Source organism: Arthrobacter sp. TmtSoilC79, from assembly GCF_059739405.1.
Genome location: NZ_AP046051.1, coordinates 1,525,142 through 1,550,280, shown reverse-complemented (window position 1 = coordinate 1,550,280; position 25,139 = coordinate 1,525,142). Strand labels below are relative to the sequence as shown.

Sequence of the window (25,139 nt, the reverse complement as noted above, 5' to 3'; positions counted from 1 at the left end):
CTTAGCGCTGACGGCTCTTGGGATCAAGAGCATCGCGGACGGCGTCGCCAAGCATGATGAAGCTCAGGACGGTGATGGACAGAGCAGCTGCCGGATAAAGCAGGATTCCAGGATTGGTACGAATGGAAGCGTTGGCCGCGGAAATGTCGTTACCCCACGACATCACGCTGCCCGGAAGCCCGACTCCAAGGAAGGACAACGTGGCTTCCAGAACGATGAAGACACCCAATTCCAGGGTGGCCAAAACAATCACGGGTGCAAGCGCGTTTGGTAGCGCATGCTTCACCAAAGCACCGAACTTGGAAACACCCAGCGACCGGGCTGCCGTAACAAAGTCCGCGTTGCGCACTTCGATGACGGCACCTCTGGTGATACGCGCCATTTGGGGCCACGCAAGCAAGGAGATTGTCAGGACCACTGTCCATACGCTCCTGTTTTCACGGAACAACGGCAGCTGCGTGATGACCAACGCGCCAAGGATGATCGGCAAGGCAAAGAAGATATCGCCCAGACGGGCGAGAACGGCGTCAAGCCATCCGCCGTAGTATCCAGCCAGCGCACCAAGCGTGACGCCGATGATGACGACGGCCAGCACGGACAGGACACCAACGGACAGCGAAGCCTGCGTACCGTGGATCACGCGGGAGTAGACGTCGCAACCCTGAAGGGTGAACCCAAGGGGGTGGCCGGCCGTGGGCGCGCCCTCGGAATTTGCCAACTGGCAGTCGTTGTTCGGCTCCACGCTGGTGAAAAGTCCCGGGAAGACGGCAACGATCACCAGAAGGAGGATCAAGAGTGAGGAGACGATGAACAGAGGGCGGCGGCGAAGCTTTCGCCATGCATCAGCCCAGAGGCTCAGGGGCGCCTGGTCTGTTTTGACGGCATCGGTGGCCAGAAGCGGGGTCTCCTCGATGGGAGCCACAAAGTGTTCATTATTACTGGTCATAGCGGATCCTCGGGTCAAGCCAGGCGTACAGGAGGTCAACCAAGAGGTTGGTGATAACGAAAACCAGAACCAGGACACTCACAATGGCGACGATGGTAGGACCTTCGCTGCGCTGGATTGCCTGGAAAAGTTTGTTACCCACTCCGGGGACGTTGAAGATGCCCTCGGTAACGATGGCCCCACCCATGAGTCCGCCAAGGTTGGCGCCCAAGTAGGTCACCACCGGAATCAATGAGTTCCTGAGGATGTGGGCCATCACGACGCGGGGCCGGGAGAGTCCCTTGGCCGTCGCAGTACGTACGTAGTCAGCGTTCATGTTCTCGCTGACGGAGGCCCGGGTCAGGCGCAGGACGTAGGCGAAGGACACCAAGCCGAGAACAACAGCGGGGAGGATCAGGTTGCCCCAGTCCGCGTTGGCCCCCACCGTAGGTTTGGCCCAGCCGAGCTGGACACCGAACACAAGCTGGAAAACGAAGCCCAACACAAACGTGGGGACTGCGATCACCAGAAGCGAAACCACCAGAACGGTGGAGTCGAAGAGCTTGCCCTTCTTCAGGCCTGCGAAGACACCGAAGGCGATGCCAAAAACGGCCTGGATGATCAGGGCCTCGATGGCGAGCATTGCAGTTACCGGGAACGCCCTGGCAAGTGAATCCGCAATTGGCTGCTGGGTGAAATCAACGCCGAGGTTGAAAGTGAAAAGATTCTTGATGAACAGCCCGTATTGAACCCAGAACGGCTGGTCAAGGTTGTACTGGGCCCGAAGTGCGTCGATGACGCTCTGCGGCGGCTGGCGGTCCCCGAAAAGGGCTGCAATCGGATCGCCGGGGAGTGCAAAGACCATGTAGTACACAAGGAGCGTGGTCCCCAGGAATACCGGGATGACCTGGAGGAGCCTACGGAAAATGAAGCGAACCACGGGTCACCCCTCTCCGGTGGTCGGGCGTTGGTATGTCATGTGTGCCTTCCTGCCAAGCAAGCAAGGGGGGCCCGGCGCTCTGGCCGGACCCCCGCTGCCCTAAGGCAAGTTCAGATCCTGAGGACTACTTGGCCTCGATGTCGAAGTAACGGATGCCGCCATTCCAGCCGGTTTCAGCTGAGACAACGTGGTTGCTCCAAACGATCGGGGTTGCCCGGTACCACAAGGGCAGGCCGGGGAGGTCCTTGAACAGAACCTCCTGTGCCTGGTTGAACTTCTTGTTGGCATCTTCCGGAGTCTTGGCTGCAAGGCCTTCCTTGAGGAGCTTGTCGAACTCGGGGTTCGAGTACTTCTCATAGTTGGACGATGCGTTGGTTGCCCAAACAGGTCCGAGGAAGTTGTAGAGCGACGGGTAGTCACCCTGCCAGCCGGCGCGGGTCAGGCCCGGGAGGGACTGCGACTTGCGGAGGTCCAGAACTTCAGCGAACTTCGCGAACGGCTGGATTTCAGCCTCGATGCCGAGGTTGTTCTTGAAACCGTTGGCAACGGCGTCGATCCATTCCTTGTTGCCACCGTCAGTGTTGGAGGCGATCAGGAGGGGCTTGGAACCGTCGTACGGCTTGATCTTTTCGGCCTGTGCCCAGAGATCCTTTGCCTTCTGTGCGTCGAACTTCAGAACGTCGCTGCCGGGGATGGAGTCGTTGTAGCCGTCGAGGACGGGTGCGGTGTACTCGGTTGCCGGGGTGCGCGTGCCGTTGAAGATAACCTTGGTGATCTCATCGCGGTTGATCGCGTGGGACAGAGCCTGGCGACGCAGGAGGCCGGCTTCACCCTGGAAGTTCGGGTTGTAGCCCGGGATGTTCAGGGTGGAGTTGTTGGCGTTCGGACGCGTGGAGTTACGGTCCGGGAAGTCCGTGGTGTAGGTCTTCAGCGCGTTCGACGGAACAACGTCAGTGATGTCCAGGTTGTCGGCCTGGAGATCGGTGTATGCGGGGCCCGGATCCGTGTAGAACTTGAAGGTCACGCCGCCGTTCTTGGCAGCACGCGGGCCGGAGTAGTCAGCGTTCTTGACCAGGGAGATGGACTGGTCGTGTACCCAGGCACCTTCCTTCTCGAACTTGTACGGGCCGTTGCCGATCGGGTTCTCGCCGAACTTCTTCGGGTCCTTCAGGGCCTCGGAGGGAAGCGGGTAGAAGGCGGAGTAGCCGAGGCGCAGGGACCAGTCAGCCTCGGGCTGAGTGAGCTTGACCGTGATGGTCTGGTCATCGGTCGCAGCCAAACCGGACATGGTCTGGGCGGTCGGAGCCGGGGTGGAGGTCTTCTTGCCGTCCGCGCCGGTGGTCTCGTTGACTGCACTGACGTCGGCATAGCCTTCGATGGACTCGAAGAAGAAGCCGTTGTTCTGGAGGTTGGTGCTCAGCGCGGCGAAGTTCCAGGAGTCCACGAAGGTTTTGGCCGTAATAGCCTCACCATTGGTGAACTTGGCGCCGGACTTGACCTTGATGGTCCAGTTCTGTGAGTCCGTTGTCTCGATTGACTCCGCCAAGGCGTTGACGGGCTTGCCGTCGGAGTCGTAGGCGCGAAGGCCTTCGAACAGCAGCTCGACGACGCGGCCACCGTACACCTCGTTGGTGTTGGCCGGAAGCAGCGGGTTCTGCGGTTCGTTGCTGTATGCGGAAATGACCCTGTTCGGGTCAGTTGCGGCAGAGCTGTTCGTGTTGCTGCCGCCACCGCCGCCGCAACCGGTCACTGCGAGGGCGATGATCGCCGCTACGCCTAGAGCTTTGGAAGTGCGCGAGAAACGCATTCCGCCTCCTATGAGTCGTGGAGTTGAGCAGGGGAAATTCGTGACATCCCCCAGGCACAGGCACAGTTTCCTACTGTGACGTTGCCTACATGTGAGTGTAAGCCTACCCACATTGTGTCCGGATGTTGGGACTTGCTGGCCAAACTGTAACCGTTCCGCAACCTACACATGCCTAAATTGCCGCGGATTTCAAGTCAAACGTTACCCGGTGGTAGCATTCGCTGTCTGACAGCAGGACAGGACGCTTTAATCGCGAAAAAGGACCCTGGTTCTGTCGAATCAAGGTCCTTTGAGATACGGCGTGGCTTACGTTGCGAATGCCTTGTCAGTTGTGCTGTGCCGGCCCAGGTCAGATGAGCCGGTACCCCCGAACTGACTGAACCCCATTCCTGAAGAACGTGCGGCTATACCAGCCGATATCGAAGCCATAGGTCGCGCCAACGGTGAAACTCGACGCCACCTCGTCCCGGTTTTCGAAAGTAACGCCGCGCGATACTCCAAGCGTCCCGCAGTTGGACGTCTTTACCAGGACGGAGGCAGTCGAGGCTCCCCCTCTGGTCCCGCCCGAACTCGTTACCGGCTCTGCGGCCACAACCTCGCACTCCAATGTCTGGACATCCTTCGAGTCCAACCAAGGACCAAGAAGAATAAAGATCAGGAGTGCTGGCATGAGAAGGGCGAGCCCAAGAACAACCCGCCCCGTCCATGACGGCTTCCTGCGCGGCCGAGGCGTGATGGGACCCGGAGGCTGTGCCAGGGGCCAACCCGAGTCCGCGGAGACGGGAATTCAGCCTAAGAGCGGCCGCCTCCTGCTTTTGAAGCAAATACGCGGACCGGCACTCGGTGGTGGTCCAACCCGCTCGCCGGTAAGCAGCCCACTGCCGACGGGCGGGCCTCCCCACGAAAAAGGCAATCAAGGCAACCACGAAGGCAATGATCTGGCTAAGGCTTCCGAACATGAGGCCGAACATGCCAATGTTGGCCACCATCTCCGCATCCGTGTGTAGTTTGTAGCCGGTGCTGTCCAGGTACCCGAAGAACATTCCCATGGCACTGCCTGGGATGCATATGCGCAGGGAATACCGCCACAAATATGACCAGAACCACCAATGCGCTGGAGGCAATGTAGTCACCGCTGGCAGGGCCGTGCCTATCGCGGAGCTCCCACGGAAAGCCCAGCCAGCTACTTCATCTGTGCCCGAAGAGTGCTGGCGGCGGCCAGCCGTGGATCGGGGATTCCTGTCGCGGCTCATGACCTTAGACGTTGAAGCGGAACTCCACCACGTCGCCGTCGGCCATCACGTACTCTTTGCCTTCGATCCGGACCTTGCCGCGGGACTTTGCCTCGGCCATGGAACCGGCATCGATGAGGTCATCGAAGGAGACAACCTCGGCCTTGATGAAGCCGCGCTGGAAATCGGAGTGGATTACGCCGGCGGCCTGGGGCGCGGTGTCGCCCTGGCGAATGGTCCAGGCGCGGGTTTCCTTGGGGCCGGCCGTCAGGTAGGTCTGCAGCCCAAGGGTGTGGAAGCCAACGCGTGCCAACTGGTCCAGGCCGGATTCGCTTTGGCCGTTCATTTCCAGCATCTCGCGGGCTTCTTCCTCGTCCAGTTCAACGAGGTCGGACTCAAGCTTGGCATCAAGGAAGACAGCATCAGCCGGGGCTACCAAGGCGCGCAGTTCATCCTGCTTTTCCTGGTCACCAAGAATGCCTTCATCGGCATTGAAGACGTAGATGAAGGGTTTGGCGGTCAGGAGGCCGAGTTCTTTGAGGTGCTCCATCTCCAGTTTGTCGCTCTTGATCGAGGAGAAGATGGTGTCTCCGCGTTCCAGAACTGTCTGGGCGGCCTTGATGGCGGCGAGCTCGGCAGCTTCGCGCTTCTTGATCTTGACTTCTTTTTCGATACGCGGGATGGCGTTTTCGATGGTCTGAAGGTCGGCCAGGATCAGCTCGGTGTTGATGGTCTCCATGTCGGAACGCGGATCCACCTTGCCGTCAACGTGGATGACGTCGGGGTCGTCGAACACGCGGACAACCTGGGCAATGGCCTCGGCCTCGCGGATGTTCGCCAGGAACTTGTTGCCCAGGCCTTCACCTTCCGAGGCGCCCTTGACGATGCCGGCGATGTCCACGAACGACACAGGAGCGGGCAGCAACTTCTGGGAACCGAAGATCTCAGCCAGCTTTGCCAGGCGGGGATCCGGAAGGTTCACGACGCCGACGTTGGGTTCGATCGTTGCGAACGGGTAGTTCGCTGCGAGCACCTGGTTGCGGGTCAGTGCGTTGAAAAGAGTTGATTTGCCGACGTTGGGCAGTCCGACGATGCCAATAGTAAGAGCCACGAGCATTGATTCTACCCGTTGGAACCTGATCCCCGCGTGTTGGTGGCCGCGAAGGGCGCTCACTAGGGCAGTGTCTCCCATGCAGCCTCACTAAAACTGTCGTAGCCCTGTGACAGGGTTGCCTCATGGATGGATTTGGATTGGTTTTGGCCCTGCTGATGCTCTTGATCGGCGCCGCCGTAGGCCTGGCAGCGGGCTACGTTGTATATCGACGCCGGGGCGCGGGCTTGGAGGAAGACTTCGACGCCGTTTCGGCGCGCCTCTCGGAGGTGACGGCGCAGCTTGCAGCGGCCGACGCCGAACGGCGGCTTTTGTTCTCACAGAACCGCGAGTTGACCGCGTCCAGGAACTCGGACGGCAGTGTTCTGCGTGCCCTCGCTCCGGTCGCTGAGAAGCTGACGGCCGTTCAGCAGCAAGTGTCGCTGTTGGAACGGGACCGGGTGGAACAATACGGCCAGCTTGCCCAGCAACTCCAGGATGCCAGGCTGTCCGACGAGCAACTCCTGCGGTCCACGCATGCTTTGGCCTCGGCCCTTCGCTCCAACAGTGCCCGCGGCCAGTGGGGCGAAGTTCAGCTCCGCAGGGTGGTGGAGGCTTCCGGAATGCTGCGGCATGTGGATTTCCACGAGCAAGTCCATTCGGGCCGGACCGAGAACACGCTTCGCCCGGACTTGGTGGTCCAGCTGCCGGGGGGAAAGCAATTGGTGGTTGACGCCAAAGTCCCGCTGGCTTCCTACCTGGCCGCGCAGGAACAGATGCACGGCGACGGTTCCTTTGGGGAGTCCGTAGCGCCGGCCAATAACCATGATTCAAAGACTTTGCTGGCCAACCATGCCAAAGCCTTGAAGGCCCACATTGATGCTTTGGCGGGCAAGAAGTACTGGGACATCCCCGGGAACTCCCCTGAGCTGGTGATTTGTTTCCTCCCTGCTGAGTCCATCCTGGCCTCAGCCCTGGAGGCAGATCCGGCACTCCTGGAATATGCCCTGTCCAGGAACGTTGTGCTGGCATCGCCTGGCACCTTGCTCGCGGTCCTGAAGTCTGTTGCCTTCACTTGGCGCCAGGACGTCCTCACGGACAGCGCGCATGAACTGTTCGAGCTCGCCAAACAACTGTACGAACGCATGGGCACCCTGGGCGAAAATGTGGGCAAGCTGGGCAGCTCCCTGAAAACGTCCGTGGACCGCTACAACGCAATGGTGGGAACGCTGGAGGCGCGGGTCCTTCCGACAGCACGCAAGCTCAACACCATGGACGAAGCCGGTCTTGCCGCGCCCATGTCAGTAGAGGCAGTCCCCCGCACTCTGGCTGCACCGGAGCTTCTGGCCGTGGAACCCCACGAACAGCAGACATCGCTCGGCCATCACAGTGACATGGATGAAGAAGACCGCGAGTCTGCCGCTTAAACGAAGCAGCCCGTAGTGGTTCCCGTCCTTGGGACGGCAACCACTACGGGCTGGCCCGATTACATCTGTTGTTCTAGGACGTGGAGCGGTTTCCGCGCCCGCCAAGCGCACGTGTAACGTCGCCGGCCTTCTTCAGGGTGGCCCGCAGCTCCTTCGGAAGCGAGAACAGCAGGTCTTCCTCAGCCGTCACCACTTCCTGGACCTCGCCGTAACCGTAGTCCGCCAGCAGCCGCAGGACATCCTGAACCAATACTTCCGGAACCGAGGCCCCTGAGGTGACGCCAACTGTTGCAACTCCTTCAAACCAGGCCTCGTCCACCTCATTGGCGAAGTCCACCCGGTAGGAGCTCTTGGCACCGTATTCAAGGGCGACCTCAACCAGCCGCACGGAGTTGGACGAATTGGCTGAACCCACCACGATCACGAGGTCTGCCTGGGGCGCAATCTTCTTGATAGCCACCTGGCGGTTGGTGGTGGCGTAGCAAATGTCGTCGCTGGGCGGATCCTGGAGGGTCGGGAACCGATCCTTGAGGAGGCGCACCGTCTCCATGGTTTCATCCACGCTCAGGGTTGTCTGGGAAAGCCAAATCGTCTTCTCGGGGTCCCGGACGGTGACCTTATCGACCTCGTGGGGCCCGTTGATGATTTGGATATGTTCCGGCGCTTCCCCGGCGGTTCCTTCGACTTCCTCGTGGCCTTCGTGGCCAATCAGCAGGATGTCGTAGTCGTCCTTGGCGAAGCGGACGGCTTCCTTGTGGACCTTGGTCACCAGCGGGCAGGTTGCGTCGATGGTCCGAAGGCCACGGTCTTCAGCAGACTGGACCACGGCCGGAGATACGCCGTGGGCAGAGAAAATGACCAAGGCGCCTTCCGGGACCTCGTCTGTTTCCTCAACGAAGATGGCTCCCTGTTCTTCAAGGGAGCTGACCACATGAACGTTGTGCACGATCTGTTTGCGGACGTAGACCGGAGGCCCGTAGTGCTCCAGGGCCTTCTCAACAGCAATGACTGCCCTGTCCACGCCGGCACAATACCCTCGCGGGGCCGCCAGCAGAACCTTCTTGGGACCCGTCACGGGCGCCGCTGCCTGTACCTCTTCCGGAGATCGCCGTCTGCGGGGCACCGTGGGCATAGGAATGGAAACTGCTGTGCTGGTCATGCATCCATGCTACCGGCCCAGCCTTTAGCTTCGGGCCGAACGTGACCCTCGTCGCCCTGTGAGCACTGCCGCTATGACGCCCGCCACCAGGATGGCTCCGGAGATCAGGGCCGCGACCCCCACCCACTGACCAAAGCCGTTGCGCGCGGTGGTGAGGAACTCGTTCTTGAAGAGTTCTGCAACATCGTTGGCGCTGGCAAGATTTCCGACCATGCCACCGGCCATATCTGCCCCCACGGACCAAAGAGCCGCCAAAGCCAGGCCCCCAAGCCCCAGGAAAACCAACACCAGGGAGCGTCGTCGGGCAGCAACCAAAGCCAGGAGGGCAGAAACCAGCGCCCCGGCAGCAGCCACCCACCACAACGGCGCATAGGCTGCCACACGCTCCACAAGCTGCCGATGTGAAGGTTCGCCCAGGGATACGAGGCTCTCGGCGGGAACATCAAGACGGATGCGTGTCGCTTCGGCGAAATGGTCGCGAATCAGCCTGACAAGCGGCCCGATATCCAGGACGAGCGTCGTGGATGCAGCCGACCCGTCGCCAGGGGCCGCGGTCCCAAAGTTCAGCCTGTGGCTGCTCCGCACGGTTTCCTCCCAAGCCTGGGGATAATCGCTCCAGGACTGCATCCCCGTGGCCGCGTTCCGAAGTGCTCCGGCCGCAAGGGACTGAAGAGGTCCAGGCAGATCAACGGAAGACTCGAAGGTTCCAACCGCCGCGGCAGCCAGACGGTTCTGGAATTCGGGATCATTGCCCAGCCCGCCGGCAATCCGGACGAAACCCTCTTCTTTGACGATGTTTTGGTCCACCCAGGCCGCGGGGACAGCGACGGCTGTCAAAAGAACGGCGAGGATCACTCCCAATGCTGAAACAAATGTACGCAAGGTCATCCTCAGGGTCGTCGGCTGTGCCACCATCCTAGGTCTGTCCACATGATAGGAAAAATGTCGGGGCGGGTTGGGAAGCTATGGATAGAGTTGGAAAGCGGCCGCCACCAAAGCCGCATCCCCGAGCAAGGACACATCATGCAGCAACAGACACGGAGACCGGAACGGGCACGGACCACGCATGTCCGCTGAAGCCACACCCGAATCCACCTTGCCGGGAACAGCGGCTGAAACAAGCCCGGACAATCCGTGGCCGCTGCAACTGCTCTCCCGGAAGCTCAAAGCCCATATTGAAAGGGCACCCGCGGCGTGGATCGAGGGGCAGGTCATTGAACTGAACCGCCGGGGCGGCAACGCTTTCCTGACCTTGCGGGACGTTGACGCCGAAATTTCCCTTCCTGCCTCGGTGTGGTCCACGGTGCTTGATCGCCAAAAGATCCCCCTCGAACGCGGTTCCCGCGTAGTTGCATTGGTCAAGGCGGATTTCTGGGTCAAGACGGGCCGGCTGAACATGTCCGTCAAAGACATCCGCCCTGTGGGCCTGGGCGACTTGCTGGCCAGGATCGAGCGGCTCCGGCAGGCTCTGGCAGCCGAAGGACTGTTCGCCGACTCCCGTAAACGCAAGCTGCCCCTGCTCCCCCACCGGATCGGCCTCATCACGGGCCGCGACTCCGACGCCAAAAAGGACGTCCTGCGCAACGCCGCGCTGCGTTGGCCCGCGGTCGAGTTCGATGTCCGTGAGGTTGCCGTCCAAGGCAATACCGCCGTCGCCCAGATCATCGCGGCGTTAAAGAAGCTCGACGCCGACCCCCAGGTAGACGTCATTGTCATGGCACGCGGGGGCGGCGCTTTGGAAGACCTCCTTCCGTTCAGCAACGAGGACCTCATCCGGGCGGTCTCGGCGGCCACCACTCCGGTTGTCAGCGCGATCGGGCACGAAGCCGACCGCCCCATCCTTGACGACGTGGCGGACCTTCGGGCGTCGACGCCCACCGATGCCGCCAAGCGGATAGTTCCTGACGTGGCCGAGGAACTGGCCATGGTGAGGCAGGCAAGGGACCACTTGCGCCGGAGCATCGGCAGGATGGTGGACCGGGAATCGGACCGGCTGCAGTCATTGAAGTCACGGCCGGTGCTGGCCACCCCGGCCTCGATGGTGGACGCCCGGGCCGATGACATCCATCGCCTGCAGCGCCGCTCCCATTCAGCCGTCAGCACTGCCGTTGCCCGCGCCCTGGACCAGGTCCATCACCTGCGCGCACAAGTCAGGGCCCTCTCCCCGCAAAAGACACTGGACCGTGGCTATGCCGTGGTCCAGATTGTTGGCGAGGACCAAGCCGGGCACACAGTGGTCAGCAGTCCTGAGGAAGCCCCTGAAGGAACCTCCCTGGCCATTCGAGTAGCCGAAGGTCGCTTCAGGGCAGTGTCCACAGGCCAAGGACACATCGTGGACCGTTGATGAATCGGTCACCATCGTCACTACCGAACACAAAAGGACATCATGACCGAGAACAACTCATCCGCATCTTCACCGGAATCCCTGGATTCCTTGAGCTACGAGGAAGCACGCGAACAGCTCATGGGCGTTGTAAGCCGCCTGGAAGCCGGAGGTGCCAGCCTGGAAGAATCCCTGGCGCTCTGGGAACGGGGCGAAGCCCTGGCCAAACGCTGCGAGGACTGGCTGGAAGGCGCCCGCAAACGCCTGGCCACAGCCCGGGACGCAAGCAACGACGCCGGTGCTGCCGCCCAGTAACGCGCAGGCACGTCCAAGCAGCGGAGTAACGCCCAGCCGCGTAGCAGCGTCCAAGCCGCGCAGCAGCGTCCAAGCCGCGCAGCAGCGTCCAAGCCGCGCAGCAACGTCCAAGCAGCCCTCGGGGGATCCCTAGGAATCCACCACCAGTGCGCGTTCGGCTGCTACGTCGAACCCGGCCTTTGGCCAGTCCAGTTGGAGGCGTTCAAGGGCATCGATCAGCAACTGTTGCACAGCGATTCGTGCGTACCACTTCTTGTTGGCCGGGACCACGTGCCAGGGCGCTATGTCCGTTGACGTCTTCTCGAACGCCACGCTGTAGGCATCCATGTAGTCGTCCCAGAACGCGCGTTCGGCCAAGTCTCCACTGCTGTACTTCCAGTGCTTGCTGGGGTCATCCAAGCGCGCTATCAGCCGCTCTTTTTGCTCGTCTTTGCTGATGTTGAGCATGACTTTGACGATGGTGGTGCCTTGGTCCGCGAGCCGGGCCTCGAAGTCGTTGATGGCGGCGTAGCGGCGTTCCAGCTCCGCAGCGTCGGCCCATCCGTGCACCCGATGAATCAGGACATCCTCGTAATGCGAACGGTCGAAAACTCCCACCATCCCGGCAGCGGGAGCTTCCTTTTCGATCCGCCACAGGAAGTCATGGGATTTTTCCTCGTCAGTGGGAGCCTTGAAGGCGCGCAGTTGAACGCCCTGCGGGTCCATGGCGCCCACTACATGGCTGACGATGCCGCCCTTGCCTGCCGTATCCATGGCCTGCAGGATCAGCAGCAGCCTCTTGGTGCTCCCGAACCGGCCTTGGGCAAAGAGCTTCTCCTGCAGTTCTGCCAGCCGTGCATCCTGGGCTCCCAGCAAGGCCTTGCCGTCAGCTTTCGCGCCCGGATATCCGGGGGTGGAGCCAGAGTCCACACTGGCGAGCGTGAACCCTGGCCCGACCCTCAATACCTCAGCAGGACTCTTGGCAAACTCAACTGCAGCCACCGGCATGCCTTTCCGCAGGGCCGCGCCCTCGTGGAACGGCCATGGACCTCAGGCTAGTTCCCCGGGTACCTCGACAGGAAGTCCGCCATGCGGCCAATGGCCTCTTCAATGTCCTTGACGTTGGGCAGGGTGACCATTCGGAAGTGGTCCGGGCGCACCCAGTTGAAGGCCCGTCCGTGGGAAACCAGGATTTTCTGTTCCTTCAAGAGGTCGAGGACAAATTTCTCGTCATCGCGGATGTGGTAGACCTCCGGGTCCAGCTTCGGAAACAGATACAGGGCGCCCCTGGCCTGTTGGGTGCTCACTCCGGGAATGGCATTCAGGAGGTCATAGGCCTTGTTGCGCTGTTCAAGCAGCCTGCCGCCGGGCAGGATGAGGTCGTTGATGCTCTGGTACCCGCCCAGGGCAGTCTGGATGGCGTGCTGCGCGGGAACGTTGGCACACAAGCGCATGTTGGCCAGCAGGTTGATGCCTTCAAGGTAGTCCGCAGCGTCCTTCTTCGGCCCTGAGATGGCCATCCAACCGGCCCGGTAGCCACAGACGCGGTAGGCCTTGGAGAGCCCGCTGAATGTCAGGCACAGGACATCGTCGCCGGTGAGGCCGGCCAAGTTGATGTGGACGGCGTCCTCGTAAAGGATTTTCTCGTAGATTTCGTCGGCGAAGAGCACCAATCCGTGTTTCTCTGCGAGGGCGACGATCTTCTTGAGTGTCTCTTCCGGGTACACGGCGCCGGTGGGATTGTTGGGGTTGATCACCACGATGCCCTTGGTTCGCGGCGTGATTTTGGCTTCCATATCCTCAAGATCGGGCTGCCAGCCGGAATCCTCGTCACAGAGGTAGTGCACCGGGCGGCCACCGGCCAAGGCTACGGAAGCTGTCCACAAGGGGTAGTCCGGGGTGGGAATCAGGACCTCGTCGCCATCTTCAAGAAGGGCCATGAGGGACATGGTGATAAGTTCGCTGACCCCGTTGCCGAGGTAGATGTCATCTACGTGGATATTCTGGATGCCACGGGTCTGGTAGTACTGCGAGACTGCGGTCCGGGCCGAGAAAATTCCGCGGGAATCGCTGTAACCCTGGGCATTGGGAAGGTGGCGGATCATGTCCACCAAAATTGCGTCAGGCGCTTCAAAACCAAACGGGGCCGGATTTCCGATGTTCAGTTTGAGGATCCTGTGACCCTCCGCCTCCATCTGCTGGGCGGCCTGAAGAATCGGTCCACGGATGTCGTAGAGGACATTATGAAGTTTGGTGGACTGCTTGAATTTCGCCATTCCTCAAATATGCCACACGGGTGATGCACTTCAGTTGAGACTTAACTCACACATGCGACGACGGCGGTGACGGGCCCGCACGGGTCCGTCACCGCCGTCGTGCACGGTATTGAAAAGGCGTTACTTAACGATGCCCTTGTCCTTGAGCCACGCAGCGGCGGCATCCTTGGGTGCCTGCTTCTGGTCACCGCTGACCGCGCGGTTGAGGTTGATCAGGTCATCGGTGGTGAGGATCTTGGAGACGTTGTTCAGCGCTTCCTTGGCCTTGTCCGTCATCTTGTCCTCCTTGACCAGCGGCAGGACCTGCTGGGCTTTGAAGTTGTTCTTGGGATCCTCAAGAACAACGAGGTCGTTGTCGACGATGGACGGGGTGGTGGTGTAGATATCGGCCACCTGGACCTTGTCCTCAAGCAGCGCCTGCAGGGTCAGGTTGCCACCGCCGTCGCTGAACGGCTGCAGTCCCTTGAGCTCGCAGTTGTAGTTCTTCTTCAGCCCCGGGAAGCCGTACGAGCGCGTCTCGAACGTGGCCGGAGCTGCCATGGTGAAGTCCTTGCACACCTTGGCCAGGTCCTCGATGGACTTCAACTGGTACTTCTCCGCCGTCGCCTTGGTCACTACCATGGCGTCCTTGTCCTCGGCCTTGGAAGCATCCAGCACTGCCAAGCCGTCCGGAAGTTTGCCGGGAAGGGCCTTGTAGACGTCCTCGGCTGATACTTCCGCTGCCTCGGTATCCACAAAGGAGAGGAGGTTGCCGGAGTAATCCGGGACGAGGTCCACGGAGCCGTCCTGGACAGCCTTGAAGTAGATTTCACGGGAGCCGATGTTGGGCTTGGACGTGGCAGTGAGTCCTGCCGCGTTGAGGGCGCCAACATAGATCTCGGCGATGACCTGGCTTTCCGGGAAGTCAGCCGATCCAACCACCAGCGAGCCACCGGCAGCGGAACCGCCCGAAGCCGAAGTGGACGGAGTGGCCAACGGGCTGCCGCCACATGCGCTCAACGCAAGGGCCACACCCAGTCCGGCTGCGAGGCCGCCGAGACCACGGCGCGTAAGGGTCATGGGGACGGGGTTCTTCATGGTGTACCTCCTTGAACGGCAGCCCCGGCTGGAGCCGCGGCTGTGAGATCGTCGGCTGCCTTGTGGCTGCCGTTTGAGTCGAGGGTAAGGCCCGGGGAGAGGACCAGCCGTTGCACGCCGGCGAGGATCAGGTCCACCGCGATGGCCAGGCCGGCGATGAGCAGGGAACCGCCAAGCATCCTGGGGAAATCCTGCAGGACGAGTCCGTCAAACAAATAGCGGCCCAGCCCGCCGAGGGGCAGGTAAGCCACCACGGAAACGGTTGCGATGACCTGCAACACCGCGGTACGGATTCCGCCGAACATGACTTGCAGGCCGTTGGGAAGTTCCACGCGGAAGAGGATCTGCAGCTCGGTCATGCCCATGGCCCTGGCAGCATCCACCACCGTGGCGTCCACACTGGAAATACCGGCGTAAGTACCTGCAAGCAGCGGCGGGACCGTGAGGATCACGAGCGCCCACACCGGTGGCATCAAACCGCTGCCGGCGAGCAACGCAAACAGCACCAGCAACCCGAGCGTGGGGAGCGCCCGGAGCGCACCGGCCACGGCAACAGCGACCACGCGTCCACGGCCTGTGTGCCCGATGAAGAGACCGATGGGAACGGCGATGGCGGCCGCAATGAGGAGGACCAGGGCGCTGTACTGGAGATGTTCCAGGACACGGGTGGGAATGCCACCGCTGCCGGCCCAGTGCTTGGGGTCAACGAGCCAGGCAATCGTCTCGGCAAAGATATTCATGCGGACGCCCCCGGATCCGGGCGGAGGCCCGACTTCGCCACGCGGGGTCCGGCCTTGGGCTCAGTGAGCAGGGTGTTGGCGTCGGTGCGGGAGGACTGTCCACCGGCTGCGCGGGTCCAGGGAGTCAGAAGCCTTTCCAGAACCACCAGCACCGCATCCATCAGCAGTGCCAGCACCAGAATGGCAATGATGCCCACCATTACCTCGGTGACGAAGGTCCGCTGCAGCCCGTCGGTGAAAAGGACGCCGAGATTTCCCACGCCCAGCAGCGCCGCGACGCTGACCAGCGAAATGTTGCTGACCGAGACCACCCGGAGTCCGGCAAACAGCACCGGCAGCGACAACGGCAGGTCCACCTGGAAGAAGCGCGCCAGGGGTTTGAAGCCCATGGCCACGGCTGCATTCCGGAGGTCGTCATCCACTGAATCAAAGGCGTCCATCGCTGCACGGACCAGCAGGGCTACGGCGTAGATCGTCAAGGCCACCACCACGTTCAGGGGGTCCAGGATCCGGGTGCCCAGGATGGTGGGAAGAATGATGAACAAAGCCAGGGAAGGAATCGTGTACAGCAGCGAGGTGGCAGTAGCCACTACGGAGCGGAGCGTGCTGTTGGCCCGGGCCAGCTGGGCCAACGGGATGGAAATCAGGAGGCCAAGGACCATGGGAATGATGGCGAGCACCATATGCTGCCCAGCCAACCCGAAAACCAGGCCGGTATTGCCGAGGAACCACTCCATCAGGTGGCGTCCTCCCTGTGGTGCCGGACTTCTTCAATGAGGGCCAGGACTTCGGGCGCCTTCAGGACTCCGGCGACGCGGCCGTCGTCGTCCACTGCTACGCCAAGACCCGACGGCGAGGACAACGCCGCGTCCAGGGCGCGGCGCAGGGTGTCTCCCTTGCGGAACAACGAACCGCCCGGGATCAAACCCGCGCCGTCACGCGGCGAGGACCATCCCAGTGGGCGGGAGTCGGCGTCCACTACCAAGGCCCACTCCCCCGATGCCCGGCCCGCCTGATGACCAGCCGAAGGGCTGACCATGGTTACCGGGTGCAGGGTGACGGCATCGGCTGTATTGAACGCAAGGTGCCTGAAACCGCGGTCGCGCCCGACGAAGGATGCGACGAAGTCGTTGGCCGGCGCCCGAAGGATTTCTTCCGGCGCAGCATACTGGGCCAGTTTTCCTCCCACGGCGAAGACGGCAACTTTATCGCCAAGAACAGTTGCCTCATCGATGTCGTGGGTGACGAAGACGATGGTTTTAGCCAGTTCCCGTTGCAGTCGAAGGAGCTCCTGCTGAAGTTCGTCACGGACCACTGGATCCACCGCGCTGAAGGGTTCATCCATCAGCAGGACGGGTGGATCAGCAGCGAGCGCCCGGGCAACCCCGACGCGCTGCTGCTGGCCACCTGAGAGTTGGGACGGGTAGCGCTTGCCAAGAACCGAAGCCAGCCCCACGACGTCGAGCAATTCCTCTGCGCGTTTGCGCGCATCGGACTTGGATACCCCGTTGAGCCGCGGGACTGTAGCGATGTTATCCAGCACCGACCGGTGCGGCAGCAGGCCCGATGACTGCATGACGTAGCCCATGGAGCGGCGTAGCTCCGGGGCGGGAACCTGCGAAACGTCCTTGCCCCCAACGGTGATGGTTCCGCTGGTTGGCTCCACCATCCGGTTGATCATGCGCAGGGATGTGGTCTTGCCGCAGCCCGATGGGCCAACAAACACGGTGATGGAGCCTTTGTCGATGGACATGCTGAGAGCGTCCACGGCCGGCTGCCCACCCTGGTATTGCTTGGTGACGCTCTTGAACTCAATCATGGCTTCGGCCATACCCGGGCTTACCTATCTGTGGTGGAGAACATCGGTAGAGCCACATGATCATATGCACTCTTATTACTTGGCTGCAAAGCAATCTTCACCCAGCGTAGCCAGCACCACCGACGATGTCAGCGCCGCCACGAGTTCTGTAATGAATCGGCAATGTTCATCGCTTCCGCCGTTTGCCTGCTTTGCCTCCCCGTGCCTCAGCTTGGTCGTGCCTGTACCTTTCCGCCGCGCGCTGGCCGCGGTCCGCCGACATGACCTTTTGGTGCCATTCGCGCTGGTACGCCCGCCGGGCTGCTGCGTCGTGTTTCCGGGCCAGGGCAGCCAACTCACGTTGCAGTTTCTGGTAGCTGGCCCAACGCCGGGGATCCAGTGTTTCCTCCGCCAGCGCCTCCTGGACCGCGCAGCCCGGCTCCGCTTGGTGGGCACAGTCGGCGAAGCGGCATTGGGCGAAGAGAGTTTCAAGATCGCCGAACATCTCCTCCATGCCCTCGTCCGCGTCAAAGAGTCCAAAACCACGGACGCCCGGGGTATCCATCAGCACCGCACCGCCGGGCAGTGGCACCAGTTCACGTGAGGTTGTGGTGTGTTTGCCCTTGCCGTCACCTGCCCGGACCGCACCGGTTTGCTGGACCTCATGGCCGGCAAGGGCATTGATGAGCGTTGATTTTCCTGCACCGGAAGGACCCAACAGGACAAGGGTTGCACCAGTGGGTATGTGTTGCAGGAGTTCATCGAGCCCGTCCCCTTGCTCTGCAGAAGTGGTCACCACCTCCACTCCTGCAGCCTGCAGAATGACCTCCCCCACGACGTCGTCAGCCAGATCGGCCAGGTCGGCTTTGGTGATGACCACCAGCGGTGTAGCACCGGAATCCCACGCCGCAACCAGCGTCCGCTCAAGACGGTTGTGGGTCAGGGGACGGTCCACCGGCACCACTACGGCCACAATGTCGATGTTGCTGCCAAGGACCTGTTCCTCGGAGGAGGCCTCAAAGGCGCGTTTCCGGCTCAGCGCCGACTGCCGGGGAAGAACCTCGACGACGGCAGGCTCACCCGCGGTGTTATGGCCCAGCCATACCCAGTCACCGGTAGCGGGTACCGGTCCCTGTGTTGGATAGGGCAAGTGCAGCAGACCCTCTGCCGACGCTACGAGCACCCGGTTGCGGTCCAGGCGCACAATACGGCCCGGGCTGGAGTTTTCCTGCTGTTCCGGTGGAGTGTGGACGCGGAAGAGCTCCGCGGTTTTATCGGTGTAACCGTACTCTACTGGTCCCCTGGCGGGACGTTGCTTGGTTGATGCCGGGCTGAAAGATGGGTCGCTTATTGAAGCGTAAGTTTTCAATGGAAGCCTCTGATGAGGTCCGGCCGCCTAGCTTTGGCTGGCTGATGCCGGGACAGGAATGATGGGCTGATGACGGCGCGCTGCAACGGGCAGCGGGGCACGCAAGATCATGGCAATCATCAAATCCACCTCCTCGGCATCCAGGCCGGCAACTAAAAAGCCGGCAACGTTGTTCAGCGTAGCCAAGGCGCGCAACTTTGGCTAGTCCCAGGCTCCGCGGTTTTAGTCGAGCTTCCCATTTACCGGGCGCTCCCGGTGGAGCCGCAAGGCAGTGTCAACCAAAGAAACCCGGTTGAGTTTGCCGACGTCGTCCAGCGGAACCCAAGCGGCATGGGTGGTGCTTCCATCTACCTCGTGGGTCAGTTCGCCGCCCACCACCGTGGCCTCATATACCAGGCGCAAGGCCTGGAAGTCCCTGACTGAGCCATCCGGGCGGACATCGCCGGGCCAGTGGCCGACGTCGATTCCCAGCATGCGATCAATACGCGCTTCGTAGCCGGTTTCCTCGAAAACTTCGCGCCGGCAGCCGTCCACAGGATGTTCAGCGAGGTCCAAACCTCCGCCGGGAAGTGTCCACCCTTCTTTGCCATCCTGCTTCCAATAGGCCAGCAGGATCTTCCCTTCCCGGATCATTACGGCGTACGCGGCTGGGCGGGTGTCGAACTGCAGGGTCATGGTGCCAGCATAATTGCCTGTCCGGCTCCCTTAGGGAAGTTCGGCCGCCTCGATGGGGCCGGCTTCCACCGGACCCAGATCCGGCGCCTCGCGAAGTTCGACGACGGTCCCCGGCTTTCCGAGTTCGAGCACCTTGATGCTGTTACGGCCGGGCTTAAGCAACGGAGCGGGTGCGTAAAGGGTTACTTGGGGGCCTTTGTTCCAGTACCTGCCGAGCAGGAAGCCGTTGAGCCAGACGAAGCCCTTCTCCGAATCCGGCAAAGCGATGTAGGTATTGGCCGCCTCGCCAATCTCGAACTCGACTCCGGACAGGACATCCAGGTGGTCCTGCGTCCACTCGGCCAAGGACACCGGAGTCTGCGTCCAGTGGAAGGTGTATCGCTGGTTGATGAGGACGCCTCCGAGGATGCCTTTGCCATGTCCGGTCAAAGGACCGTAGTTGATCCGGCCCAGGTTCTCCACGAGGATCTCAAGCCTGGCAGCAACACCCGTGCCGGTAACCAACAGCCCTTCGGCACCGGTGACGTCATCAAGGACACCGGCAAAATTACCATCCACCCATACATAGGCGCGGTCATTAAGGCCGGTGATCTTGAGCCGGCTTTCAACGGGCATCCCGGGTTGTCCGGGCAGGATGGCTTCGGCTGAATACAACACCAAGCCGGCGTCCAGTCCCAGCTGCTCAAAACTCAGCGGCTTGACGCTGGCAACGGCAATCCCCGCGTTCCGGACGATCGAAAGCAGGCCTTGCCCGCTACCCAGTGGCAGTGACTGGGCCGGAATAACGGGAGAATCCGCCAGCAATTCCACTGGGAGTTCAGGGAGTTCTTCGATGCCTTGGGCACGGAAGAATTCTTTTCGGAAAGCATGGAACTTCGGCGTCAGGGCGCCGTTCTCCGCGATCGGAGCGTCGGAGTCGTAACTGGTGACCGTGGGCTGGAGCATGGTGCCGTCGTGGTTGCTGCCCGAGGTGAGGCCGAAGTTGGTCCCTCCGTGAGCCATGTAGGCGCAGAGCGATCCACCGGGATCGAGCATCTTGCGTGCTTCCGCTGCCGCGTCATCGGCGTCGCGGCGGTGGTGGAGTTCGCCCCAGTGATCGAACCAACCTCCCCAGAACTCAACGTTGAAGAACGGCTCTCCGGGGCGGCGCCGCTGCCAGGTGGCTATGGCTTCATCGCCCCGGCTTCCCAGCGTGGCGGTGGCCCAGGTGCCGTCGATTGAGCCGCCGTCGAGGAAGTAGTCGGTGCCGCCGTCGGCAGTGAAGAGCATCTCGGTGATGCCCCGCTCTTCCAGGGCCCGCCGGTTCCATCGGATGTATTCGTGGTCATCACCGTAGCTGCCGTATTCGTTTTCTATCTGCACGGCCACTACAGGACCTCCTGACGAGGCCTGCCGTGAAGCCACGATCGGCAGAAGGTGATTGAACCACTCCTCAATGGCCGCAGTGAACACGGGGTCCATGCAGCGCAGGCCGATCCCCGGAATGCCGGTCAACCACGCCGGAAAACCCCCGTTGTCCCACTCAGCACAGATATAGGGCCCCGGACGAACGATGACGTCCAGGCCCTCCCCTGCAGCGAGGTCCATGAAACGCCCGATGTCACGCCAGCCGCTGAAATCCGGGGCCTGGTCGCGCTTAGGCTGGTGGAAGTTCCAAGCAACGTAAGTGTCCACGGTGTTGGCGCCCATGGCTTTGAGACGACGCAGCCGGTCCTGCCACAGGTCCGGGTGCACGCGGAAGTAGTGGATGGCTCCAGCGAGGATGCGATACGGTTCACCCGAACGGTAAAGGACGGCGTCGTGGTAGCTCAGGAGGGCGTTGTTCACGTGGAACAGATTAGCTCAATTTCCAACATTTATGCACAGGCGATGATCACATGACCAATCTTGATACTTCCCCCGCCCAGGAAGTATGTCCGGCGGCCCACGAAGGTCAAGGGCCTTGCGTGCAGCTGTGGCCCGAACGCGAAGTTCCCCTCGGCGGTGTCCGGGCCATGAACGTCATGCGGACCCTGCCCCAACGTGGGCTGCCCACTGTAGGTGCGTGGTGCTTCCTGGACAGTTTTGGCCCGGACCGGGTGGCCATGAGCGTCCTGCCCCACCCGCACAGTGGCCTTCAAACTGTCACGTGGCCCCTCGAAGGGGCCGTCAGGCACCGGGACAGCGTGGGCAGCGATGTCGTGGTCCGGCCAGGCGAGCTCAACATCATGACCGCGGGCCATGGAATCTCGCACTCGGAGTTCTCAGTCCTGCCCGCCACCAGCGGATCAAGTACAAGCCCGCTGGTGGAACAGCTGCCTGTCTCCCGTGGGCTGCAACTGTGGGTTGCATTGCCCGAAGAGCATCGCCACCGGGCGCCGTCGTTCGAGCAGGTCCGGGACCTGCCCGTGGCGGTGGGCCAGGGTTTCACCGCCACCGTGATGGTGGGGGAATTTGCGGGCCAGCGCTCCCCCGCCACCATGTTCAGCCCCATCCTTGGAGCCGATATCACCGGCACTGGAACCCTTGAGCTGCCTTTGCAACCGGAGTTCGAACACGCCGTGTTGGTCCTGGACGGCCACCTTGTCATTGACGGCCAGGACGTCGAGGCCGGCCCGTTGGCCTACTTGGGCGCAGGCAGGTCGCTTCTGGGCGTGGAAGCAAAACCCGACACCCGCTTCATGCTCCTGGGCGGCGAGCCATTCGGTGAAGACCTGCTCATGTGGTGGAACTTCGTTGGGCGGACGCACGAGGAAGTGGAACAGGCCCGCGAACAATGGGAGGCAGAGGGTTTGCTCGACGACGCCGCTGCCGCCACCTCACGCTTCGGGCACGTCCAAGGCCACGGGCCCGACGCCGGACCGGAGGCCGGACGAATTCCCGCTCCCCCGCTGCCAGGCGTCAAGCTGCGCCCCAGAACCCGCGGCTGAGTCCAAGGCGAAGTCCCAGGCTGAGTCCTAGTACCGCCAATACCCCCACGCGGTGTGGGGTATTGGCGCTACAAAACTCCCCTAACGGCGCTGCTCGGCCACCAGCCGCGGCACACCGAACACAGGATCCTGCTGGAGGATGCGGACATCAGTGATGCCACGTTCGGCCAGCTTTGCCTTGAAGGCTTCCTGCAGCAGCGGGACGTTCATGCCCAGTCCGCTGCCGAGAATCACCGGACCGTCCAGGCCCAGTTGCCGAACGGCCTGTTCGGCCAGATCAGCCAGATCCTGGGCTGCCTGGGCCATCATTGCCCTGCTGACCCCGTCTCCGGCAGCGGCGGCTTCCACCACGATCCTTGCCTGCTGTGCCCAGTAGCGGCGACCGGTGTCCGGCGAATGGAACAAGGCGATCAGCTTGCCGGGTTCATCCACCCCGCACGCGTCCAACAAGGCCTGGCTGAGCTCATCGGGCTCCAGACCTTGGTTCATGCGCTTCAGGCTGTGCCGGACGGCCTCACGCCCCAGCCAATAGCCGCTTCCTTCATCGCCCAGGAGGTAGCCCCAGCCACCTGCGCGGGCCTCTTCGCCGGCGTCGTTCTTCCCCCACGCGGCTGAGCCTGTACCGGCGATGACGGCAACACCGGCACTGGCGCCACCGGCCGCCAACAGCAAGCGGGAATCATGGACCACAGTGATACGGGCCCCGGGCGCATGGGGGGCGATCAGGTCTGCGAGCGCCTGTGCATCTTCGTCCGTATCGATCCCGCCGGCACCGGCGTAAACCTCGTCGATCCCGCCGCCACCGATTTTGCCGAACAGTTCGGCAAGGTTGGCTGCTGCCTGTTCCCTGCTGACGTTCTGCACATTGGAGCTGCCGGCGCTTTCATCCCGGACGGGCGTGCCGTTCTGGAACCGCACGCCACGGGTCTTGGTGCCGCCGATATCGAGCCCAATGACCGTTCCGCTCAAGGTTTCCGCGGGGGCAGGGGAATGCTGGGCCGAGTCAAGATTGTTCACCGTGAAAGACTAGCTTGGAGCGTCCGGAGGAGAAACTGCACATGCCATATTCCCTGTTCCATACACCCTTTATTGCAGCTCCAATGGCGGGCGGAACGTCGACGCCGGCTTTGGTGCGCGCCGTTCATGAGGGCGGCGGACTCGGGTTCCTTGCCGCGGGCTACAAGGGACCGGACGCCATGCTTGCCGAGATTGCTGCGGCAAGGGCCCTGGGCATTCGTTTTGGCATGAACGTCTTTGTCCCTGACCTGCGGCAGCTCCCACCCGACAGGGAGGCTGTGGCTCGGATCGAGGCCTACCGTGCAGAGCTGGAACCTGAGGCTGCCCGCTACGGGGTGGCGCTGCCACCCCTCCGCCTCGACGATGACGACGCCTGGCAGGACAAGATCGATGCCCTGATCGCGGACCCCGTGGAGTTTGTCAGCTTCGCGTTCGGCCTCCCGGGAAAGCCGGTGGTCCGGGCCTTGCAAAAAGCGGGCAGCCGGGTCATTTCCAGTGTTACCAGTGCCGAGGAAGCTCTTGCTGCTGCAGAGGAAGGCCCTGACGCCCTTGCGGTGCAACACAACTCTGCCGGAGGGCATACTGCGGCCTTCCTGCCTGCCCGGCGGGGACAAGAAGCCCGCACGACGGCGGAACTGCTCGCCCAGGTGCGTAGCGCCGTCGGCCTTCCCCTGATCGCGGCAGGAGCCGTCATGGACAGCCAAGGGCTGCGTGAGGTGCTGGCAGCCGGGGCGTCGGCCGCGCAGATCGGCACGGCCCTGGTGCGGACCACCGAGAGTGGCGCCCGGCAACCGCACAAGGACGCGTTGGGAGACCCTGCGTTTACGCAAACAGCCATGACCCGTGCGTTCACCGGAAGGATGGCCCGATCACTGGTCAATGACTTTGTTCGTGACCACCAGGACGCCCCTGAGGGATACCCTGCCATCCATCACCTCACGGCACCGGTCAGGGCGGCTTCGTCGGCGGCCGGGGATCCGCAGCGACTGAACCTGTGGGCAGGCACCGGCTGGCAGCGGGCGCGGCAAGGCTCAGCCACTGACGTGGTCAGGGAGTACCTGAACGGGCTCTGACGAGCTCCGCCAACAGTTCCCCGCCCTCGGCGACCACCAGTTCACGGAAAAGCCGCACGGCCTCGGGCTCGAAACTTCTCTCCCGCCAGGCAATGCCGATCTGCCGGAAGGCCAGGTCCGATTCGATGGGCACCTCTACCAACCCCAGTTCGGCTTCGGGCAGGAACTGACCTGTTCCTGACCCTGGGCCGGCAGGGGGAAGGATGGCGAACCCCAGGCCCGCCGAAACAAGGCCGCGTGCGGAGGTGGATTCCTGGACTTCGAACGCGATCCGCGGGCGGAAACCGGCCTCGCGCAGGAGCGTCTCGCCCAGCGCGCGCAGACCAACTCCGGCAGGAAGTGTCACATAGGGGTCGTGTCGCAGTTCTTTGAGGTGCACACTGGTCCGCCCAGCCAAAGCGTGCCGGTAATGCAGGACGACCCTGAGCGGCTCGCGGTAGAGCGGAAGGGACCGGATGCCCTTGCCTTCGGGGGCTATGGGCGCAGTCAGGGCGAAGTCCATCCCACCGCCGGCCAACTGCTTCAGGCAATCGTCACGCGGACCCTGCCAAAGCTCAAAGACCGCATGCGGATGGCGCCCACGGAAGGCACTGATCAGCAGCGGAAGTGTCGCTTCGCCAAAGGTGTGCTGGAAGGAAACGCCGATCCGTCCCCTGACGACGTCCGACTCGTGCCTGACCCTGTCCAGCCCGGCCTGGAAATTCTCCAGCGCGGCTTCGATGTAGGGCAACAGGGTCCTGGCCTCAGGGGTGAGCCGGATGCCCCGTCCGTCGCGAACCAGGAGATCGGCCCCCACAATGGCACTGGCCCGCGCCACCGCACGGCTCACCGTTGACTGTGGAACGCCGAGGACCTCGGCGGTTTCTGTCATGTGCTCTGTGCGGCCCAGCTCGGCAAGTACCGGCAGCAGGGGAAGGAGTTGGATGAGCTGATGATGGTCCGGCTCCATGGTGTTCTCCCCTTTGCCGGCGGCCCGGCTCATGACTCAACAAGCTCAATTGATGCTCT

Annotated in this window: 24 protein-coding genes; 5 read left to right on the top strand and 19 right to left on the bottom strand. The window is 62.3% G+C overall.

The annotated features are described in order from the left end of the window. Nucleotide 1: 1 nt before the first annotated feature. The 5 genes from AC6JA3_RS07225 to ychF all read right to left on the bottom strand — a co-directional run bounded on the left by AC6JA3_RS07225 (nucleotide 2) and on the right by ychF (nucleotide 6,015). Nucleotides 2-946, bottom strand: coding sequence for an ABC transporter permease (locus tag AC6JA3_RS07225; protein ID WP_026539949.1), 945 nt, complete (start codon nucleotides 944-946; stop codon nucleotides 2-4). Next, on the bottom strand, nucleotides 936-1,865 hold the full coding sequence (locus AC6JA3_RS07220) for an ABC transporter permease (RefSeq protein ID WP_026539948.1): 930 nt from the start codon (nucleotides 1,863-1,865) through the stop codon (nucleotides 936-938). Before AC6JA3_RS07220 ends, AC6JA3_RS07225 begins: the two co-directional genes overlap by 11 nt. A 124-nt stretch (nucleotides 1,866-1,989) precedes the next feature. After that, a complete protein-coding gene (locus AC6JA3_RS07215) occupies nucleotides 1,990-3,672 on the bottom strand; it encodes a peptide ABC transporter substrate-binding protein (RefSeq protein ID WP_347783079.1) in 1,683 nt (560 codons plus the stop codon). A 349-nt stretch (nucleotides 3,673-4,021) separates the two neighbouring features. Continuing rightward, the gene (locus tag AC6JA3_RS07210) at nucleotides 4,022-4,342 is read right to left on the bottom strand and encodes a hypothetical protein (protein WP_497920045.1); all 321 of its coding nucleotides are present in this window, start codon (nucleotides 4,340-4,342) and stop codon (nucleotides 4,022-4,024) included. Between the two features lie 587 nt (nucleotides 4,343-4,929). Continuing rightward, nucleotides 4,930-6,015 (bottom strand): redox-regulated ATPase YchF, encoded by a 1,086-nt coding sequence (ychF, locus tag AC6JA3_RS07205; RefSeq protein WP_497920044.1) that lies wholly within the window; start codon nucleotides 6,013-6,015, stop codon nucleotides 4,930-4,932. Nucleotides 6,016-6,140: 125 nt separating this feature from the next. On the opposite strand from ychF, the gene AC6JA3_RS07200 reads away from it, so the two are divergent. Then, nucleotides 6,141-7,421, top strand: a complete 1,281-nt coding sequence (locus tag AC6JA3_RS07200) for a DNA recombination protein RmuC (RefSeq protein WP_497920043.1) — start codon at nucleotides 6,141-6,143, stop codon at nucleotides 7,419-7,421. 73 nt (nucleotides 7,422-7,494) lie between these two features. On the opposite strand, the gene AC6JA3_RS07195 is transcribed toward AC6JA3_RS07200, so the two are convergent. Further along, entirely contained in the window at nucleotides 7,495-8,580 is a 1,086-nt protein-coding gene (locus AC6JA3_RS07195) for a 4-hydroxy-3-methylbut-2-enyl diphosphate reductase (RefSeq protein ID WP_026546225.1), read from the bottom strand. A gap of 24 nt (nucleotides 8,581-8,604) precedes the next feature. Further along, complete coding sequence (locus AC6JA3_RS07190; protein ID WP_347783074.1) at nucleotides 8,605-9,468, bottom strand: hypothetical protein; 864 nt, start codon at nucleotides 9,466-9,468, stop codon at nucleotides 8,605-8,607. 178 nt (nucleotides 9,469-9,646) lie between these two features. Here AC6JA3_RS07190 and xseA point away from each other — a divergent pair, with 178 nt between their 5' ends. Both xseA and AC6JA3_RS07180 read left to right on the top strand, forming a co-directional pair. Continuing rightward, nucleotides 9,647-10,924 carry an exodeoxyribonuclease VII large subunit gene (gene xseA, locus AC6JA3_RS07185; protein WP_347783072.1) on the top strand — a complete coding sequence of 426 codons (1,278 nt, stop codon included), beginning with the start codon at nucleotides 9,647-9,649 and terminating at the stop codon, nucleotides 10,922-10,924. A 42-nt stretch (nucleotides 10,925-10,966) separates the two neighbouring features. Beyond that, the gene (locus tag AC6JA3_RS07180) at nucleotides 10,967-11,218 is read left to right on the top strand and encodes an exodeoxyribonuclease VII small subunit (RefSeq protein ID WP_026539912.1); all 252 of its coding nucleotides are present in this window, start codon (nucleotides 10,967-10,969) and stop codon (nucleotides 11,216-11,218) included. Between the two features lie 129 nt (nucleotides 11,219-11,347). Here the strand turns inward: AC6JA3_RS07180 and AC6JA3_RS07175 are convergent, their stop codons facing one another. The 10 genes from AC6JA3_RS07175 to AC6JA3_RS07130 all read right to left on the bottom strand — a co-directional run bounded on the left by AC6JA3_RS07175 (nucleotide 11,348) and on the right by AC6JA3_RS07130 (nucleotide 20,959). Then, nucleotides 11,348-12,205: a polyphosphate kinase 2 family protein gene (locus tag AC6JA3_RS07175; RefSeq protein ID WP_347783070.1), complete on the bottom strand. Its 858-nt coding sequence runs from the start codon at nucleotides 12,203-12,205 to the stop codon at nucleotides 11,348-11,350. 47 nt (nucleotides 12,206-12,252) lie between these two features. Continuing rightward, a complete protein-coding gene (locus tag AC6JA3_RS07170) occupies nucleotides 12,253-13,473 on the bottom strand; it encodes a pyridoxal phosphate-dependent aminotransferase (RefSeq protein ID WP_026546228.1) in 1,221 nt (406 codons plus the stop codon). Nucleotides 13,474-13,593: 120 nt separating this feature from the next. After that, nucleotides 13,594-14,550, bottom strand: coding sequence for an ABC transporter substrate-binding protein (locus AC6JA3_RS07165; protein WP_026539909.1), 957 nt, complete (start codon nucleotides 14,548-14,550; stop codon nucleotides 13,594-13,596). After that, nucleotides 14,547-15,290: an ABC transporter permease gene (locus tag AC6JA3_RS07160; protein WP_497920042.1), complete on the bottom strand. Its 744-nt coding sequence runs from the start codon at nucleotides 15,288-15,290 to the stop codon at nucleotides 14,547-14,549. The genes AC6JA3_RS07165 and AC6JA3_RS07160 overlap by 4 nt, the downstream gene beginning before the upstream one ends. Further along, nucleotides 15,287-16,027: an ABC transporter permease gene (locus tag AC6JA3_RS07155; protein WP_497920041.1), complete on the bottom strand. Its 741-nt coding sequence runs from the start codon at nucleotides 16,025-16,027 to the stop codon at nucleotides 15,287-15,289. Before AC6JA3_RS07155 ends, AC6JA3_RS07160 begins: the two co-directional genes overlap by 4 nt. After that, nucleotides 16,027-17,121 (bottom strand): ABC transporter ATP-binding protein, encoded by a 1,095-nt coding sequence (locus tag AC6JA3_RS07150; RefSeq protein ID WP_026546230.1) that lies wholly within the window; start codon nucleotides 17,119-17,121, stop codon nucleotides 16,027-16,029. The genes AC6JA3_RS07155 and AC6JA3_RS07150 overlap by 1 nt, the downstream gene beginning before the upstream one ends. A gap of 154 nt (nucleotides 17,122-17,275) precedes the next feature. Next, the gene (rsgA, locus tag AC6JA3_RS07145) at nucleotides 17,276-18,457 is read right to left on the bottom strand and encodes a ribosome small subunit-dependent GTPase A (RefSeq protein WP_497920040.1); all 1,182 of its coding nucleotides are present in this window, start codon (nucleotides 18,455-18,457) and stop codon (nucleotides 17,276-17,278) included. Between the two features lie 27 nt (nucleotides 18,458-18,484). Next, a complete protein-coding gene (locus tag AC6JA3_RS07140; protein WP_167332876.1) occupies nucleotides 18,485-18,643 on the bottom strand; it encodes a hypothetical protein in 159 nt (52 codons plus the stop codon). 36 nt (nucleotides 18,644-18,679) lie between these two features. Beyond that, entirely contained in the window at nucleotides 18,680-19,132 is a 453-nt protein-coding gene (locus AC6JA3_RS07135; RefSeq protein ID WP_091550025.1) for an NUDIX hydrolase, read from the bottom strand. Between the two features lie 30 nt (nucleotides 19,133-19,162). After that, nucleotides 19,163-20,959: a glycoside hydrolase family 35 protein gene (locus tag AC6JA3_RS07130; protein WP_497920039.1), complete on the bottom strand. Its 1,797-nt coding sequence runs from the start codon at nucleotides 20,957-20,959 to the stop codon at nucleotides 19,163-19,165. 50 nt (nucleotides 20,960-21,009) lie between these two features. Here AC6JA3_RS07130 and AC6JA3_RS07125 point away from each other — a divergent pair, with 50 nt between their 5' ends. Continuing rightward, the gene (locus tag AC6JA3_RS07125; protein WP_497920038.1) at nucleotides 21,010-22,041 is read left to right on the top strand and encodes a pirin family protein; all 1,032 of its coding nucleotides are present in this window, start codon (nucleotides 21,010-21,012) and stop codon (nucleotides 22,039-22,041) included. 81 nt (nucleotides 22,042-22,122) lie between these two features. Here AC6JA3_RS07125 and AC6JA3_RS07120 read toward each other — a convergent pair whose 3' ends face one another. Further along, entirely contained in the window at nucleotides 22,123-23,058 is a 936-nt protein-coding gene (locus AC6JA3_RS07120; RefSeq protein ID WP_497920037.1) for an N-acetylglucosamine kinase, read from the bottom strand. Between the two features lie 41 nt (nucleotides 23,059-23,099). Here AC6JA3_RS07120 and AC6JA3_RS07115 point away from each other — a divergent pair, with 41 nt between their 5' ends. Then, nucleotides 23,100-24,131: a nitronate monooxygenase gene (locus AC6JA3_RS07115; protein ID WP_497920036.1), complete on the top strand. Its 1,032-nt coding sequence runs from the start codon at nucleotides 23,100-23,102 to the stop codon at nucleotides 24,129-24,131. On the opposite strand, the gene AC6JA3_RS07110 is transcribed toward AC6JA3_RS07115, so the two are convergent. Further along, nucleotides 24,106-25,080, bottom strand: a complete 975-nt coding sequence (locus tag AC6JA3_RS07110) for a LysR family transcriptional regulator (RefSeq protein WP_026539899.1) — start codon at nucleotides 25,078-25,080, stop codon at nucleotides 24,106-24,108. The genes AC6JA3_RS07115 and AC6JA3_RS07110 overlap by 26 nt on opposite strands. Nucleotides 25,081-25,139 lie beyond the last annotated feature (59 nt).

Coding starts and splice junctions, on each gene's coding strand:
- AC6JA3_RS07155 (WP_497920041.1), bottom strand. CDS start 16,027: ATGGAGTGGTTCCTCGGCAATACCGGCCTGGTTTTCGGGTTGGCTGGG.
- AC6JA3_RS07115 (WP_497920036.1), top strand. CDS start 23,100: ATGCCATATTCCCTGTTCCATACACCCTTTATTGCAGCTCCAATGGCG.
- AC6JA3_RS07225 (WP_026539949.1), bottom strand. CDS start 946: ATGACCAGTAATAATGAACACTTTGTGGCTCCCATCGAGGAGACCCCG.
- AC6JA3_RS07150 (WP_026546230.1), bottom strand. CDS start 17,121: ATGGCCGAAGCCATGATTGAGTTCAAGAGCGTCACCAAGCAATACCAG.
- AC6JA3_RS07215 (WP_347783079.1), bottom strand. CDS start 3,672: ATGCGTTTCTCGCGCACTTCCAAAGCTCTAGGCGTAGCGGCGATCATC.
- AC6JA3_RS07190 (WP_347783074.1), bottom strand. CDS start 9,468: ATGACCTTGCGTACATTTGTTTCAGCATTGGGAGTGATCCTCGCCGTT.
- AC6JA3_RS07195 (WP_026546225.1), bottom strand. CDS start 8,580: ATGACCAGCACAGCAGTTTCCATTCCTATGCCCACGGTGCCCCGCAGA.
- AC6JA3_RS07125 (WP_497920038.1), top strand. CDS start 21,010: ATGACCAATCTTGATACTTCCCCCGCCCAGGAAGTATGTCCGGCGGCC.
- AC6JA3_RS07165 (WP_026539909.1), bottom strand. CDS start 14,550: ATGAAGAACCCCGTCCCCATGACCCTTACGCGCCGTGGTCTCGGCGGC.
- AC6JA3_RS07135 (WP_091550025.1), bottom strand. CDS start 19,132: ATGACCCTGCAGTTCGACACCCGCCCAGCCGCGTACGCCGTAATGATC.
- AC6JA3_RS07200 (WP_497920043.1), top strand. CDS start 6,141: ATGGATGGATTTGGATTGGTTTTGGCCCTGCTGATGCTCTTGATCGGC.
- xseA (WP_347783072.1), top strand. CDS start 9,647: ATGTCCGCTGAAGCCACACCCGAATCCACCTTGCCGGGAACAGCGGCT.
- AC6JA3_RS07175 (WP_347783070.1), bottom strand. CDS start 12,205: ATGCCGGTGGCTGCAGTTGAGTTTGCCAAGAGTCCTGCTGAGGTATTG.
- AC6JA3_RS07180 (WP_026539912.1), top strand. CDS start 10,967: ATGACCGAGAACAACTCATCCGCATCTTCACCGGAATCCCTGGATTCC.
- AC6JA3_RS07160 (WP_497920042.1), bottom strand. CDS start 15,290: ATGAATATCTTTGCCGAGACGATTGCCTGGCTCGTTGACCCCAAGCAC.
- AC6JA3_RS07170 (WP_026546228.1), bottom strand. CDS start 13,473: ATGGCGAAATTCAAGCAGTCCACCAAACTTCATAATGTCCTCTACGAC.
- AC6JA3_RS07210 (WP_497920045.1), bottom strand. CDS start 4,342: ATGCCAGCACTCCTGATCTTTATTCTTCTTGGTCCTTGGTTGGACTCG.
- AC6JA3_RS07110 (WP_026539899.1), bottom strand. CDS start 25,080: ATGGAGCCGGACCATCATCAGCTCATCCAACTCCTTCCCCTGCTGCCG.